The sequence below is a fragment of the Arthrobacter sp. NicSoilB8 genome (assembly GCF_019977355.1).
Lineage (GTDB): Bacteria > Actinomycetota > Actinomycetes > Actinomycetales > Micrococcaceae > Arthrobacter.
Window position 1 is genome coordinate 230,529 of the sequence record NZ_AP024655.1, and the last position, 14,711, is coordinate 245,239.

The following is a 14,711-nucleotide window of genomic DNA, read 5'->3' on the forward strand; positions in this document are numbered from 1 at the left end:
CAGATCTTCGAGACAAACCCTACCATCACGTTAGGGTAGAGTCTGATGTGCGGGTGAGCCCATCACGGCGAGCTCCCTGCCTTGTCCGGCGCGACGCAGCGTCCCACTTCTTTGAAATCTGAAGGCGTCGTCGCGCCTTCTTGACCACGAACGGAGCCAGCAATGGCCGTCAAAACCGCCGGGAATGCTCCCGCCTTCACGCCCGAGCAGCTGCAGTCGGTCCGTGGCGCCCTGATGTCCCCGCGCCGGCTCAAGACCGAGGTCCTCGGCGGACTCGTCGTCGCCCTGGCCCTGATTCCTGAGGCGATCGCCTTCTCGATCATCGCCGGCGTGGATCCGCGGATCGGGCTCTTCGCGTCCTTCACGATGGCGGTGACCATCTCTTTCGTCGGCGGACGGCCCGCGATGATCTCGGCGGCCACCGGCGCCGTCGCCCTGGTGACAGCGCCGCTGGTGAAGTCCCACGGACTCGACTACCTCGTGGCCGCGGTGATCCTGGCCGGCGTGTTCCAGATCGTCCTGGGCCGCTCCGGCGTGGCCAAACTGATGCGCTTCATCCCGCGCTCGGTGATGGTGGGCTTCGTCAACGCCCTGGCCATCCTGATCTTCATGTCTCAGGTGCCCGAGCTGATGGGCGTCCCCTGGCTGGTCTACCCGCTCACGGCGCTGGGTCTGCTGATCGTCTTCGGCCTGCCCAGGCTCACCAAGGCGGTCCCCGCCCCGCTCGTGGCCATCCTGGTCCTGACGCTCATCACGGTGACGGCCGCCGTCGCCGTTCCCACGGTGGGGGACAAGGGGAAGCTGCCCGAATCGCTGCCGTCCCTGTTCATTCCGAATGTGCCGTTCAGCCTGGATACTCTGCAGGTCATCTTCCCCTACGCCCTGGCCATGGCCTTCGTGGGGCTGCTCGAATCGCTCATGACGGCCAAACTCGTTGACGACATCACGGATACCCGTTCCCCGAAGACCCGCGAGGCCTGGGGCCAGGGCGTGGCGAACATCGTCACCGGCTGCTTCGGCGGGATGGGCGGCTGCGCCATGATCGGCCAGACCATGATCAACGTCAAAGCCTCCGGAGCCCGCACCCGGATCTCCACGTTCCTGGCCGGCGTCTTCCTGCTCATCCTCGTGGTGGCGCTCGGCGGCGTGGTTTCGCTGATCCCGATGGCCGCCCTCGTGGCCGTCATGATCTTCGTGTCCGTTGCCACTTTCGACTGGCACAGCATCCGGCCCTCCACTCTCAAAGCGCTGCCCAAGAGCGAGACCCTCGTGATGGTGGCCACGGTGGTTGTCACCGTCGCCACGCACAACCTGGCGATCGGCGTCGGCGTCGGCGTGCTCGTCGCCATGGTCCTGTTCGCCCGGCGCGTGGCCCACTTCGTCACCGTGGAGCGTTCAGTGACCGAGGACGACGGCGGCCCGCGCGCCACGTATCGGGTGGACGGGGAGCTGTTCTTCGCCTCCTCGAATGACCTCTACACCCAGTTCGAGTACGCCCTGGATCCGGAGCATGTGGTCATCGACATGCGCGACTCCCACCTGTGGGACGCCTCCACGATCGCAGCGCTGGATGCCGTCACCGAGAAGTACCGCCAGCACGGCAAGAGCGTCGACGTTGTCGGCCTGAACGACGCCAGCGTCCTGATGCGCGAACGGCTCGCAGGGAAGCTCGACGCCGGGCACTAGCCTGAGCGCTCCCGGGTCCCCGGCGCAGCGGGTTCCCCGCCTTTGGAGGTTCACGCCGGCGTGTTGCGCCGAACCGCCGGGGACTGCCGGCGTCGTGCCGTCAATAGTGGGGAGGCTCCGCGGCGGAGGGCGACGGCGGCCGGGTCAACCTGCCGGCGCCGGTGCGGTGGTGTTGCGGACCGCCAGGTGCGGTGTCCTGACCAGGTGCGCCGGCGCGTCGGCCCCGGCCAGCCGGTCGACCGCCCTGTCCACGGCCGCAGTGGCAAGAAGGGGCGCGTCCTGGCTGACCGACGTCAGCTGCACGTAGCTCAGCCGGGCAAACTGGCTGTCGTCGTAACCGACCACTGACACGTCCGACGGCACGCGCAGCCCCGCGGTGCGAAGGCCTTCGATCACGCCGAGGGCGGTCCTGTCGTTGAAGGCGACGACGGCGGACGGGGTGTGGTCCCGGAGGAGCACGCCGGCCCGGAGTCCGTCCTCTTCGGTGGGGCCGCCCGGAATCACCACAGGCTCCAGCCCCCGGCGGAGCATTTCGGTGCGAAAGGCGTCCCGGCGCTGGGCGGCCGAGACTGCCTCCCCGCCGTCGACGTGGACAATGCTTTGGTGCCCCAAGGCGGCGAGGTGTTCAATGGCCAGCCGGATGCCGGCGTGGTCGTCGCTGCTGACGGAGTCCACGTGGTCGCCGACGTCGTCCCGCAGGAGGCTCACGACCGGCGCCCGGCGCGCAAACCCGGCGAGCTCCTCGCTGCCCAGCGTCGGGGAGATGAGGATCAGCGCCTCGCAGCCCATATCCAGAAGTGCCTCCGCCGCGCGAGTTTCCGGCCTGCCGCTGGCGACCGCGCTCAAGGCGATTTCGTAGCCCCGTTCGGCGGCGCCCGCGTAGGCGGCGTCGACGATCTCGGCGTGGAACGGCTCTGACGTGAAGAAGCTCAACCCGAGAAGCCTGGTCCGCGCGCTGCGCAACAGCCGGGCCCGGCTGTCCGGCCGGTAGCCGAGTTCCCGGGCCGCCTCGAGCACCTTCTTGCGGGTGGACTCGGCGGCGCCCGGGGCGCCGCGCATCACGATGGACACCAGTGCGCGTGAGACGCCGGCGGCTTCGGCGACGTCCATGAGCGTGGGGCGGCGCTGCTGTTCGGTCATTCTTGCTCCTTGGCTTTTCAACCAGTCTATAGAACGTTCTAGACAATCGCCGGCAGTAGGTGCATCATGGAGCTACTAGAACGATCTATAACCCAGGCTAGGAGTTTTTAATGAGCTATCTGCAGCACCCGGTCAGCGACGACCGGCCCGTCCGCGTCGGACTCATCGGCGCCGGTTGGATTGGCAAGTTCCACGCCGAGTCCGTGGCGCACCGGATTCCGGGTGCCCGTCTGGAGGCCATTGCCGATCCCGCGCTCCCCGCGGTCGAAGCCCTCGCTGGCCGGCTGGGAGTGCGCAAAATCAGCACAGACCCGGCAGACCTGATGAATGATCCGGACATTGACGCGGTCCTCGTTGCCGCGCCGGCCCGGTTCCATTCGGACCTGATTGCTGCTGCGGCCGGGGCCGGGAAGGACGTGTTCTGCGAGAAGCCGGGCGGCCGGACTATTGAGGAGTTGGACGGTGCCATTGATGCAGCCGACGCTGCCGGCGTCATTGTTCAGTTCGGCTTCAACCGGCGCTATGCAAACGACTTCGCCGCCGCGCGGAAGCTGATTGACGACGGCGCCGTGGGGGTCCCCCAGTTGCTCCGGTCCCTGACGCGGGATCCGGGCACCGCGGCAGGCCTTGCCGCCCCCGAGCGGATTGCGCCGGGAACCATCTTCCTGGAAACCCTGATCCACGATTTCGACACCCTGAACTGGATGAACCCGGGCGCCGTTCCGGTCCGGGTCCACGCGGTCGCCGACGCGCTGGTCGCCCCTGAGCGGAAAGCCGGCGGACTGCTGGACACGGCGGTCGTGACGGTGACGTACAGCAACGGTGCCATCGCGGTGGCCGAGGCCAATTTCAACGCCCTGTACGGCTACGACGTGCGCGGCGAAGTCTTTGGCTCGGCGGGCATGGTTACTGCGGGCGGGCCCCAGGCGTCCAGCGCGACGAGCTACACCGCGGCCGGCATCGCCTCCTCCACCGTGCGGCTGAACGTGGACCTCTTCCATGACGCCTACACCGCGGAACTGGCCCACTTCGTCGACGCCGTCAAAGCACGCCGCGGGAACCAGCCGGCCCCCGCAACCCCGGGCCCCGGCGGGACCGACGCCCGCAACGCCCTGGCCGTGGCACTCGCGGCGATCCGTTCGAACGAGACCGGGCTTCCCGTGGAGGTTTCCTCGATCGCCGAACTGCGGGCCGCCGAGACCGCACTCCACGCCGTAGGGCAGGGAGAATGAGTTTCCGCCTGGCCGTTTGCGCCGAGATGGTCTATGGCGAGCTGGAGCTCATCGAGAGGGTGCGGCGGATCCACAGCCAGGGCTTCGAGGTGGAACTCTGGGATACGCGAGGGCGGGACATTTCCGCCCTCGCGGCCACGGGTGCCCGCTTCTCCTCGATGAGCGGTTACTTCGGCGGCAGCCTGATCGACCCCGAAAGCGCCGACGAGGTGGTGGCTTCGGCCGAAAAACTGATTCCCACCGCGCTGGAACTCGGCGTCGAGCGGATGGTGGTCCACCCGGCCGAGCTCGGGGAAGGCGGTCGCGCCGTCCGGCCCACGTACCGGTCCACGGGCCAAATGTGGCTGACCGGCCTGCGGACACTCGAACGCCTGGCCGTGCTGGGCGAGACGCACGGCGTCACGTTTGCCCTCGAGAACCTCAATACCGTCCTGGACCACCCAGGCATCCCGCTGGCCCGGGCCAAGGACACGCTGACCCTGGTCTCGGCGGTCGACCATCCGCACGTGAAGATGATGCTGGATCTCTACCATGCCCAGATCGGGGAAGGGAACCTGATCGAATTGGTCCGGGCCGCGCTGCCCTGGACGGGGGAGATCCAGGTGGCAGACGTTCCCGGCCGGTTCGAACCCGGCACCGGGGAGATCAACTACCGTGCTGTTGCGGCGGCTCTGCGGCAAGCCGGCTACACCGGTGTCATTGGTCTTGAAGCCGGTGCCGCCGGCGGGCAGGGACTGGCCGCGGGTGATGCCGCGCTGGTCGCGTTCCGGGCGGCATTCGAAGGCTGATCGCGGCGCCGGGGCTCCCGTCGTGCCGGAGTTTCCCCACTTTTGAGGGCTGCGGCCCCGCGTGTCGGGACGAACGGCCGGTGATTTCCGGCGTCGCTGCTTCAAAAGTGGGGAGATCGCGCAGCGACAGGCTGCGTCCCCCTACCCCTGCGTGAGGCGGTACCGCTCAATCTGCTTGAGCCGCCGCAGGAGGCTGTCGCGCCGGGGGTGCGGGACGGCGTCGGCCGGTTCGGCGGTGAGGTCGATGTGCTCGGTGCCGTACTGCCACAGCAGCAGGTCATCGAGCAGCCGGTCCGGACCGGGGGAGTAGCGGTGGTCCAGGGCTTTACGCACCTCCGTGATCCGGTTGGCGCTGAGGAGCCCGGCGAGCTGCATGGTCTGGTTGAGCCCGTGGGCTGCCATCAGTTCCGCGGCCCAGCCCCAGTCGTCGTCGACCTTCCGGTCCACGTGCGGCAACAGGGTCCGCCAGACGTCGCGGATCCGGTTGGGCGTCAGCGGCGCGGCACCCTCCCCCTCCACGTCCCAGTAACTGCGGACCTCCTCGTAACGCTCGTGCAGGTCCGAGAACGCGCTTTCCACGGTCTCCAGCATGGCCGCCGTGGCAGTGAACTGGCGGTCGAAGTGCGGCGTCCAGGCCCGGGGATCCTCGGCCTTGAAGCGGATGTCGTGCTCAATCTCGCTCCACGCGTGGGCGAACACCGTGCGGATCTGGCACTCGAAGAAGTAGCTGCCGTTCGGCGGGACGTCCGGGTTGAAGACCTGCTGGTAGTCCTTGACGGCCTCGTTCTGGATGGTCCGCAGGATCAGGTGCCGGCTGGAGTAGCCGTACGTCCCGGACTCGATCGAGCCGATGTCCTTTTCACGGTCACCGCGGCAGTCAAAGAGCTGGCGCTGGCGCTTGATCAGGTTGGCCACCACGGCGTTTTCGGCCGGCAGCTTGGTGATCACGCGGATGCCCACCATGTCGTTCAGGGTCCGGAACGGGTCCGGGAACTTCAGCACGGGCGGCCCGCCCGGCTCCAGCGGTTCTTCGGTACGCGAGATCTTCTCGCGGAAGGACTCCACGGTCTTGGTGCGGCCGGTCACGAACAGCGGCGTCACCTCGGTGTCCTTGAGCATGGTCCGCAGATTCAGCAGGACCTCCCGGGTGACCAGTTTCAGGGCAGGCCGGACCCGCTCGTACAGTTCCACGTTCTCCTGCACGGAATCGCGCAGGCCCACGTCCAAACGATCCCAGTTGCTCGCCATGCGTCCAGCTTACGGCGCACCCCCGACACCGCACCGCAGGCACTCCCGACACCGCACCGCAGGCATCCCGCGTGCGTCCGGCAGGCCCGCGCCACCGGCCGGCGTGCAAGGCCTGTCCTGCGCGGCGCCGCGCGGAGCCCACTGTAGGCTCAGGACATGGCTGATATGCGGCGCCGCGATGTGATCGCTGCCGCAGCGACGGTGACCCTGGGGGCTGTCACCGCCGCCTGTTCACCGGGCCCCAAGGAGGACGCTGTGAAGAGGCACAAATACCAGTATGGCGAGGACGCCAGCCAGTGGGGCGAGCTTTTCCTCCCGGAGGTGGCTGCGCCCAAAGGTGTGGTGGTGGTGATCCATGGCGGTTACTGGCGTTCGCAGTACGGCGCGGAACTCGGGGAGCCCCTGGCCAAGGACCTCGCCGCGCACGGCATGGCGGCCTGGAACCTGGAGTACCGGCGGGCCGGCAACGGCGGGGGCTGGCCCAACACCTTTGCCGACGTCCTGGCCGGAATCGACAAGCTCGGCGAGCTCGCCGGAGAACACGGACTCGGGCTCGAGCGGGTGGTTGCACTGGGCCACTCGGCCGGCGGCCACCTAGCGGTCTGGGCGGCGGGGCGCAGCAGGCTCGCCGGACTCGGCGCCCCCGACGCGGACCGTCAGTTGACCCGCCGTGCCGACGACGGCGCGGTGCAGCTGACCGGCGTCGTCAGCCAGTCGGGGCTACTGAACCTTGCGGCCGCCGAGCGGCTCAACCTCAGCAACGGCGCCGTCAGCAACTTCCTGGGCGGCTCGTCGGAGAAATATCCCAAACGGCACAAGTATGCGGACCCGATGAGCGCGGTACCCCTGAGCGTGCCCGTCTACGCGGTCCACGGCACGGAGGATGACACCGTGCCGGTCAGCGAGTCCGAAACCTACGCCGCGGCGGCCAAGGCAGCCGGCGCCCCCGTCCAGTTGCTGAAAGTCCCGGGCGACCACTTTGCGCTCATTGATCCGAAGGCGCCCGCATACCGGAAATGCCGCGAACTCGTGCAGCAACTGCTGGCCTGACGCGGCCAGTCCGGCATCCCGGACCGCCCGCCCGCGGCCGCCCGTTCCAACGGGCTCCGGGGGTCCCGACGCCATCCCCGGCCCGCGAAAGCGAATAGACTGATCCAAGGTGCGCCGGGAAGTCTGGTCGGCATAGTTTCGTCGACCCCGTTTTGAGGACCCCATGAGCGCCTTGCCCCCTTCCCCCACACCCCCAGCACCCCCTCGCCTCAGCGTTTTCGGCCGCGGCAGTTACGCCGAGGCCCTGCGGATCGGCGAAATCCTCCGCAAGGAAACCGTCGGCGGGGCCCTGCTGGTCGCCGCAGCACTGGTGGCGCTCATCTGGGCCAACTCCCCGGCGTCGGATAGCTACTTCGCGCTGCGCGACTTCACCATCGGCTACGAGCCCTGGCACCTGGACCTGACGCTGGGGGCGTGGGCCGCCGACGGCCTGCTGGCCATCTTCTTCTTCCTGGTCGGGCTTGAACTCAAGCGCGAGTTTGTCGCGGGCGACCTGCGCCAGCCGAGCAAATCCGTGGTTCCGGTGGCCGCCGCCGTGGGCGGCGTGGCCGTTCCCGCGCTAATCTACGCGGCCGTCAACGCCTCCGGTGGCGAGACCCTGCGCGGCTGGGCGATCCCCACCGCCACCGACATCGCCTTCGCCGTCGCCGTGCTGGCGATCATCGGTTCCCACCTTCCCAGCGCGCTGCGCATCTTCCTGCTGACCCTGGCCGTGGTGGATGACCTCCTGGCCATCACCATCATCGCGATCTTCTACACGAGCGAGCTCCATCCCATGCCGCTCCTGCTGGCACTGCTGCCGCTGGGACTGTATACGTTCCTGGTGCAGAAATACCGCCGGTTCTTCGGCACGCACGGGATCGCCGCGTGGGTGATCCTGCTGCCGCTCGGCGCCGCCACGTGGGCGCTCGTGCACGCGTCCGGCATCCACGCCACGGTGGCCGGCGTCCTGCTCGGCTTTGCGGTTCCCGTCATCCGCTCGCGGGCCAGCGGAGGCCCTGAAGCCGGGCCGGGCCTGGCGGAGATCTTCGAACACCGGTTCCGCCCCATCTCGGCCGGAATCGCCGTCCCGGTCTTCGCGTTTTTCTCCGCCGGGGTGGCCGTCGGTGGCCTGCAGGGCCTCGGCACCGCCCTGACGGACCCCGTGGCCGTGGGCATCATCCTGGCCCTGGTCCTCGGTAAGCCCGCCGGGATCCTCGGCATCACCTGGCTCATCACCAAGGCCACGCGGGCCCGGCTGGACGGCTCCTTCAAATGGATCGACGTCTTCGGCCTGTCGATCCTGGCCGGCATCGGCTTCACGGTGTCGCTGCTGGTGGCCGAACTGAGCTTCGGCCAGGGCACCGTCCATGACGACCACGCCAAGGTGGGCATCCTCGCGGCCTCGCTGCTCGCCGCGCTGCTCGCGACGACGGTGCTCCGGGCCCGCAACACGCACTACCGCCGGGCGGAGGAAGAGGAAAAGATCGACTCGGACCACGACGGCATCCCGGACGTCTACCAGCAAGGCCAGCCAGGCCCGCCAGCAGGCTAGGTCGACAGGCCCGTTAGAGGGACTAGATTTATGGATGGGGCCGGGAGCGCGGGCCGGAGCATGATTGATACCCCAAGGGGTATCATAATTTAGCTGGAATATGCGCCGGGCCGTCCGGCGCCCTCGAAAGGAACAGGCATGAAGAGCATCTCCGTCAAGGACCTGGCCGCCCTGGGCGACGCCACCGAAATCGTCGATGTCCGCGAGGACGACGAATACGCGGCGGTCCGCGTCCCCGGCGCCAGGAGCATTCCGCTCTCACGGTTTGTGCAGTCCCTTGCCGAGGTTCCGGCCAGCGGCACGGTCTACGTCATGTGCGCCGCGGGCGGCCGCAGCGCCCAGGCCACCACCTACCTGGAAGACCAGGGATACGACGCCGTCAACGTCACCGGCGGGATCATGCAGTGGCAGGACGAGGGACACCCCGTCAACCGGGGCTGACACTACCGGGCGGAGCTTACGGAGGGACCATGGAAGTCATCGTCATCGAGACCCCGCAACTCGGGGACCGCAGCTACCTGGTCCACGACGGCTCGGTGGCGCTGGCGATCGACCCGCAGCGGGACACGGACCGGATCGAGGCCGCCGCCCGTGATGCCGGGGTCGCCATCACGCACGTGGCCGAAACCCACCTGCACAATGACTACATCACCGGCGGCCTGATCCTGGCCCGCGCCCACCGCGCCAGCTATCTCGTCAATGCCGCCGATCCCGTGGCGTTCGAGCGCACCCCCGTGACCGACGGCCAGACGGTCCGGGTGGGCGCGCTCACCGTCAAGGTGGTCGCCACTCCGGGGCACACCCACACCCACATGTCGTACATCGTGGACGACGGCGAGAAGCAGGCCGTCTTCTCCGGCGGCAGCCTGCTCTATGGTTCGGTGGGCCGCACCGACCTCGTTGCCGATGCGGACACGGTCGGCCTGACCCACGATCAGTACACCTCGGTCCGGCGCCTCGTCGCTGAGGCGGGGCGCGACGCCGCACTGTTCCCGACGCACGGGTTCGGATCGTTCTGCTCTTCTGGACCGGCCAGCGGTGCCCGGTCCTCCACGATCGGCGAGCAGCTCGCCGCCAACCATGCCCTGACGGACCCGGACGAGGACCACTTCGTCCGCCAGCTCATCGCCAACCTCACGGACCACCCCTCCTACTACGCCCACATGAGTCCGGCCAACGTCCGGGGGCCGGCCCCGGCGGACCTGTCCGTCCCCGAATCGCTCGACGCCGCCGAGCTCACCCGGCGGCTGGATGACGGCGAGTGGGTGGTGGACCTGCGGCGGCGCGTGGCTTTCGCCAACAGCCACCTTAAGGGCAGCGTCAGCTTTGAGTACGGTTCCGGCTCCAGTTTCACCACCTACCTGGGCTGGGTGCTGCCGTGGGGTGAACCGCTGACCCTCGTAGGCTCGCGGGAGGACATTGAGAAAGCCATCCGTGATCTCTCCCGGATCGGCATCGAATCCCCGGACGCGGCCGTCGGAACCGAGCCCAACGCGCTGGCCCCGCAGGCCGTCCTCGCCTCGTATCCCCGCGTGGACTGGGACGGCGTGCTGGCCGGCCGGGCCGCCGGGGACACCGTCCTGGACGTGCGCCGGGCCGACGAATTCGCCGCGTCACGGGTGGCGGGCGCGGTCAACGTGCCGCTGCACGAACTGCTGCTGCGCCTTGATGACGTTCCTGCCGGGAAACTGTGGGTGCACTGCACGTCCGGCTACCGCGCCGGGGTGGCCGCCAGCCTCCTGCAGCGCGCGGGCCGGGACGTGGTCCACATCGACGCGAGGTTCGACGACGCCGGGCCCGCCGGGATCGCACTGGACGCGACCGCGGCCTGACGGCTCCCTGGGATCTGGCCGGACCTGCTGATGCTGGCGGACCTGCTGATGCTGGCGGACCTGCTGATGCTGGCGGACCTGCTGATGCTGGCGGACCTGCTCAAGCGGCCGGTCACCGCGGCCCGCTGCTACCCCTGGCTCCCCGCGGCCGGCGACGTCACGTGCTGGCTCGGCCGGGCAACACACGGCACCGGACCGGATTCTCTGGCAGAGTATGACCATGCTCACAGTAATTGGCGAGGGGCTGGTTGATGTCGTCCAGCGTTCCTCCGGCGTCCAGGCCCATGTCGGCGGCAGTCCCCTCAACGTGGCGGTGGGGCTGGCCCGGCTGGACCACCCGGTCCAGTTCATCGGCCGCTACGGTCGAGATGCCTACGGCGAGGCCCTGGCCGCACACCTGAAGTCGAGCTCCGTGCTGCTCCCCGTCGGGCCCGACGCGCTGCCCACCAGCGTGGCCGCCGCGCTGATCGACGACGCCGGGGCCGCCACCTACACGTTCGACCTCGCCTGGGAGCTTCCCGGGGTTGCGGCGCGCCTGCCGTTCCTGCTGCAGGGGACCACGCTGCTGCACACCGGTTCCATCGCCACCATGCTGGCGCCCGGCGCCGCCGAGGTGCTTGCCGCCGTCGAGCACGCCCACCCGTCGGCCACCATCAGCTTTGACCCCAATTGCCGTCCCAGCATCATCCCCGACGTGGATTACGCCCGCGGACAGGCGGAAAAGTTTGTGGCCCTCGCCGACGTCGTGAAGGCCTCCGACGAGGACCTCGAATGGCTGTACCCGGGTGCCGATCCGCTGGACTCGGCCCGCCGGTGGCTGGGGCTGGGCGGCTCGGAAGGGCCGGCCATGGTGGTGGTGACGCGCGGCGGCCAGGGCCCCTGGGGCATCAACGCCGCGGGTGTTGCGCAGTTCGCCGCGCCGGAGGTTAAGGTCGCGGATACCGTCGGGGCGGGGGATTCGTTCATGGCGGCGCTGTTGTCCGGGGTGGTGGACCTGGGCCTCGACGGCGCGCAAAACCGCAAGGCCCTGCGCGAACTCTCTGCCGAAAGCCTCCGCGACCTGCTCGCCCATGCTGCCCGCGCCGCCGCCGTCACCGTGTCCCGCGCCGGCGCCAACCCGCCGACGCGCGCCGAGCTGGCCCGCGTGGAGGTTGGTAGCGTGGGGACCGGCACAGCACACCCGGCAGTGCGCGAACAGACAGTTCAGGAACAGGCTGTGCGGGAACAGGCAGTACAAGAACAGTAGGAAGTCCACGACCAGCAGGCAGTACAGGAAAGGCAGCCATGACAGCCCACGATCCTTACGCACCTCTGCCCGACGTCCCCGCTTTCGACGTCAGCAGCGAGTCCTTTGACGACGGCGGCACCATTCCACCGGCGCAGCGCAGCGGCGTCATGGGTGCCGGAGGCAGGGACGAATCCCCGCAGCTGAGCTGGAGCGGCGCCCCGGCCGGTACAAAGAGCTTCGCCGTGACCGTCTTCGACCCCGATGCCCCTACAGCCAGCGGCTTCTGGCACTGGGCCGTGCTCAACATCCCGGCCAATGTCACGTCACTGCCCGCCGGCGCCGGGTCCCGCGACGGCGCTGCTCTTCCCCCCGGGGCCTTTCAGCTGAAGAACGACGCCGGATTCGCCGGCTATGTGGGTGCCGCTCCGCCCAAGGGGCACGGCCCGCACCGCTACCTGATCGTGGTGCACGCCGTGGACGTCGACAAGCTCGACGTCGGCAAGCACGGCAGCCCGGCCAGCCTCGGCTTTGCACTCTTCAGCCACACGCTGGGTCGGGGCCGGCTGACCGGGCACTACGAACAGCGCTAGCCCGCCGTAGACTTCACGGCCTCCTGCCGTCGACTTCGTGGGCGAGTCGCGTTTTCGCGGGGGCGGTACGGCGAGACCGGGCACTCTCCGGCGACCCCGACAGTCCCGGCAGTCCCGGCGGCCAACGTAGACTGGCAGTATGCGGCTCGTAGCAAGCGACATCGACGGAACGATCCTCGGCCATGACGGCAAAATCAGTGACCGGACCGTCCGCGCGTTCCACGCCTGCCGCGACGCCGGGGTGGAACTGGTCTTCGTCACCGGACGCCCGCCGCGCTGGCTCCACCCCCTACAGGACCAGCTCGGGCATGCCGGCACCGTCATCTGCTCCAACGGCGCCGTGGTCTGGGACCTCGAGGCGGACCGCATGCTCTCGGCACGCGCGTTGGACTTGGACGCCGTGTTTGAGGCCCGTCGCATCATCCGGCAGCTTCGCCCTGGCGCCCTGTTTGCCGCCGAAACCCTCACCGGCTTCCATCTGGAACCGGGGTTCCTCGACGACGGCGCCAGCCGGCTGCTCGCCGAGTTCACGCCGGCCCCGCTGCACACCACCCTCACGGCCGACGACGCCGTGGTGAAGTTCCTGGCGATCGTCCGGGAGGGCACGGCGGACGATTTCCTGGCCGAAGTGACCCCCGCCGTCGCCCATCTGGCCGCCGCGACGCACTCGGCGCCGAACATGGCCCTGCTCGAACTGTCCCTTCCCGGCGTCAACAAGGCCGTGACCCTCGCCGAATACGCGGCCTCCCTCGGCATCGGCGCCGCGGACGTGGTGGCCTTCGGAGACATGCCCAATGACATCGAGATGCTCCGCTGGGCCGGCGACGGCTACGCGATGGCCAGCGGCCACCCGGAGGCGATCCGCGCCGCCGGCCAGCAGGCACCGCAGTTCGACGACGACGGCGTGGCCCAGATCCTCGAGGCCAAGCTCGCCGCATTGGGCGTGCGGCTGCACTGAGATCCATCCCTGCGAAAGACTCCCCGCCGCGGCCGGACACCGGATTCCCAGCGGGCGGTCAACTGGCGTTCACCTTGGCCTTCTAGGCTGAAGGCTCGCGACAGAGCGTTTGACCGATAGTGGGGACATCATGGCCAAGTACCGCATCAACAAAACGGACGAACAACCCCTGCACCCCGTGGAGCCGGACCGGCACTGGCGGCAGCTGCGCCGGGGCGACCGCGTCAGCGTTAGGCTCGCCCCGGGCTTCGAGACCGGCGGCCTCGTGGACGCAGTGACGGCGGACCACAGCGTTGTCTGGGTGGACCTCGACGGCGGCCGCGGCCGCACGCTGCTGCACTGCTCCGACGGCGTCGAAATCCGCCCGCACGACTCCTGACACCCGCTCCCGCCCGGCCGGCGGCCCGCGCGGCCCGCGCCGCCCGCCTCCGGCCGATCGCCGCGCACAACTGCTGCCCCGGCCGGCGGCCCCGCGCCGTCCCCGACTGACGCCCCGAGACGGCCCCGCGCCGGTGGGTCAAGGCGGGGGTACGCTTCAGGTGTGACCAACCAGCACCCGTACTTCGCCCCTCGCGGATTCTCTGACCGCAGCCCTGACGGGAACAGTGACGGCGGTCCGGAAAGCGGCCCCGGCCGGACCCCGGGGAACCCCGGGATACCCCTGGCGATGGCCCACCGGGGCTTCTCGCTGGACGGGCTGGAGAACTCGATGGCCGCGTTCCGCGCCGCCGTCGACCTCGGGTTCCGGCACCTGGAGACGGACGTCCACACGACCGCAGACGGCGTGCTGGTGCTCTTTCACGACAAAACCCTGGACCGGATCACAGCGGAACAGGGCCGGATCGCGGACCTTCCGGCCGCCGCCGTCGCCCGGGCCAGGATCGGCGGCACCGAGCCGATCCCGCGGTTCGAGGAGCTCGTCGCGGCCTTCCCGGACGTCCGGCTCAACATCGACGTCAAGGACTGGAATTCCGTGGCCACCCTGGCCTCGGCGATCGAACGCCACGGGCTGCATGACCGCGTGCTGGTGGCCAGCTTCTCGGACCGGCGGCGGCGCGCAGTGCTGAAACGGTTGAGCCGGCCCGCCGCGAGCTCGGCCGGCACCGTATCCAACGCCGTGTTCGTCCTGCTGGGCCCGGTGCTGCCGGTGCCGCTGATGACCTTCGTGGCGCGCCGGACGCTGCAGGGGGTCCACGCCCTGCAGGTCCCCGTCCGCTACGGCGCCGTGACCGTGGTGACGTCCGGTTTCATCCGGAGGGCGCACCGGCACGGGCTGCAGGTGCACGTCTGGACCGTCAACGAGCCCGCGGAAATGCACCGGCTGCTGGACCTGGGCGTCGACGGGATCGTCACGGACCGTGCTGACCTGCTCAAGGCGGTCCTCAGGGAGCGCGGCACCTGGACCTAGACGCCGCGTCGTGTCAG

Annotated in this window: 15 protein-coding genes; 13 read left to right on the top strand and 2 right to left on the bottom strand. The window is 69.3% G+C overall.

The window, feature by feature from the left end:
- Nucleotides 1-162 precede the first annotated feature (162 nt).
- Nucleotides 163-1,686: a SulP family inorganic anion transporter gene (locus LDO15_RS01065; protein ID WP_223983058.1), complete on the top strand. Its 1,524-nt coding sequence runs from the start codon at nt 163-165 to the stop codon at nt 1,684-1,686.
- A 144-nt stretch (nt 1,687-1,830) separates the two neighbouring features.
- On the opposite strand, the gene LDO15_RS01070 is transcribed toward LDO15_RS01065, so the two are convergent.
- The gene (locus tag LDO15_RS01070; RefSeq protein WP_223983060.1) at nt 1,831-2,826 is read right to left on the bottom strand and encodes a LacI family DNA-binding transcriptional regulator; all 996 of its coding nucleotides are present in this window, start codon (nt 2,824-2,826) and stop codon (nt 1,831-1,833) included.
- Between the two features lie 110 nt (nt 2,827-2,936).
- On the opposite strand from LDO15_RS01070, the gene LDO15_RS01075 reads away from it, so the two are divergent.
- Nucleotides 2,937-4,058 (top strand): Gfo/Idh/MocA family oxidoreductase, encoded by a 1,122-nt coding sequence (locus tag LDO15_RS01075; protein ID WP_223983063.1) that lies wholly within the window; start codon nt 2,937-2,939, stop codon nt 4,056-4,058.
- Nucleotides 4,055-4,846 (top strand): TIM barrel protein, encoded by a 792-nt coding sequence (locus tag LDO15_RS01080; protein WP_223983066.1) that lies wholly within the window; start codon nt 4,055-4,057, stop codon nt 4,844-4,846. Before LDO15_RS01075 ends, LDO15_RS01080 begins: the two co-directional genes overlap by 4 nt.
- A gap of 141 nt (nt 4,847-4,987) precedes the next feature.
- On the opposite strand, the gene LDO15_RS01085 is transcribed toward LDO15_RS01080, so the two are convergent.
- Complete coding sequence (locus LDO15_RS01085) at nt 4,988-6,094, bottom strand: (p)ppGpp synthetase (protein ID WP_223983069.1); 1,107 nt, start codon at nt 6,092-6,094, stop codon at nt 4,988-4,990.
- 255 nt (nt 6,095-6,349) lie between these two features.
- Between LDO15_RS01085 and LDO15_RS01090 the strand changes: the two genes are divergently transcribed.
- From LDO15_RS01090 to LDO15_RS01135, 10 genes are all read left to right on the top strand, one after another.
- Nucleotides 6,350-7,144: an alpha/beta hydrolase gene (locus tag LDO15_RS01090; RefSeq protein WP_223987661.1), complete on the top strand. Its 795-nt coding sequence runs from the start codon at nt 6,350-6,352 to the stop codon at nt 7,142-7,144.
- A gap of 163 nt (nt 7,145-7,307) precedes the next feature.
- Complete coding sequence (nhaA, locus tag LDO15_RS01095) at nt 7,308-8,678, top strand: Na+/H+ antiporter NhaA (protein ID WP_223983072.1); 1,371 nt, start codon at nt 7,308-7,310, stop codon at nt 8,676-8,678.
- 138 nt (nt 8,679-8,816) lie between these two features.
- Entirely contained in the window at nt 8,817-9,119 is a 303-nt protein-coding gene (locus tag LDO15_RS01100) for a rhodanese-like domain-containing protein (protein ID WP_223983075.1), read from the top strand.
- Nucleotides 9,120-9,148: 29 nt separating this feature from the next.
- A complete protein-coding gene (locus LDO15_RS01105; RefSeq protein WP_223983078.1) occupies nt 9,149-10,510 on the top strand; it encodes an MBL fold metallo-hydrolase in 1,362 nt (453 codons plus the stop codon).
- Nucleotides 10,511-10,540: 30 nt separating this feature from the next.
- Nucleotides 10,541-10,762: a hypothetical protein gene (locus tag LDO15_RS01110; RefSeq protein ID WP_223983081.1), complete on the top strand. Its 222-nt coding sequence runs from the start codon at nt 10,541-10,543 to the stop codon at nt 10,760-10,762.
- Nucleotides 10,731-11,756: a carbohydrate kinase gene (locus LDO15_RS01115; RefSeq protein ID WP_223983084.1), complete on the top strand. Its 1,026-nt coding sequence runs from the start codon at nt 10,731-10,733 to the stop codon at nt 11,754-11,756. The genes LDO15_RS01110 and LDO15_RS01115 overlap by 32 nt, the downstream gene beginning before the upstream one ends.
- A gap of 38 nt (nt 11,757-11,794) precedes the next feature.
- Entirely contained in the window at nt 11,795-12,328 is a 534-nt protein-coding gene (locus tag LDO15_RS01120; RefSeq protein ID WP_223983087.1) for a YbhB/YbcL family Raf kinase inhibitor-like protein, read from the top strand.
- A gap of 139 nt (nt 12,329-12,467) precedes the next feature.
- Nucleotides 12,468-13,286, top strand: a complete 819-nt coding sequence (locus LDO15_RS01125) for an HAD family hydrolase (RefSeq protein WP_223983090.1) — start codon at nt 12,468-12,470, stop codon at nt 13,284-13,286.
- A 130-nt stretch (nt 13,287-13,416) separates the two neighbouring features.
- Nucleotides 13,417-13,665: a hypothetical protein gene (locus LDO15_RS01130; RefSeq protein ID WP_223987663.1), complete on the top strand. Its 249-nt coding sequence runs from the start codon at nt 13,417-13,419 to the stop codon at nt 13,663-13,665.
- A 288-nt stretch (nt 13,666-13,953) separates the two neighbouring features.
- Nucleotides 13,954-14,694, top strand: a complete 741-nt coding sequence (locus LDO15_RS01135) for a glycerophosphodiester phosphodiesterase (protein WP_223987665.1) — start codon at nt 13,954-13,956, stop codon at nt 14,692-14,694.
- The last annotated feature ends 17 nt before the right edge of the window (nt 14,695-14,711 follow it).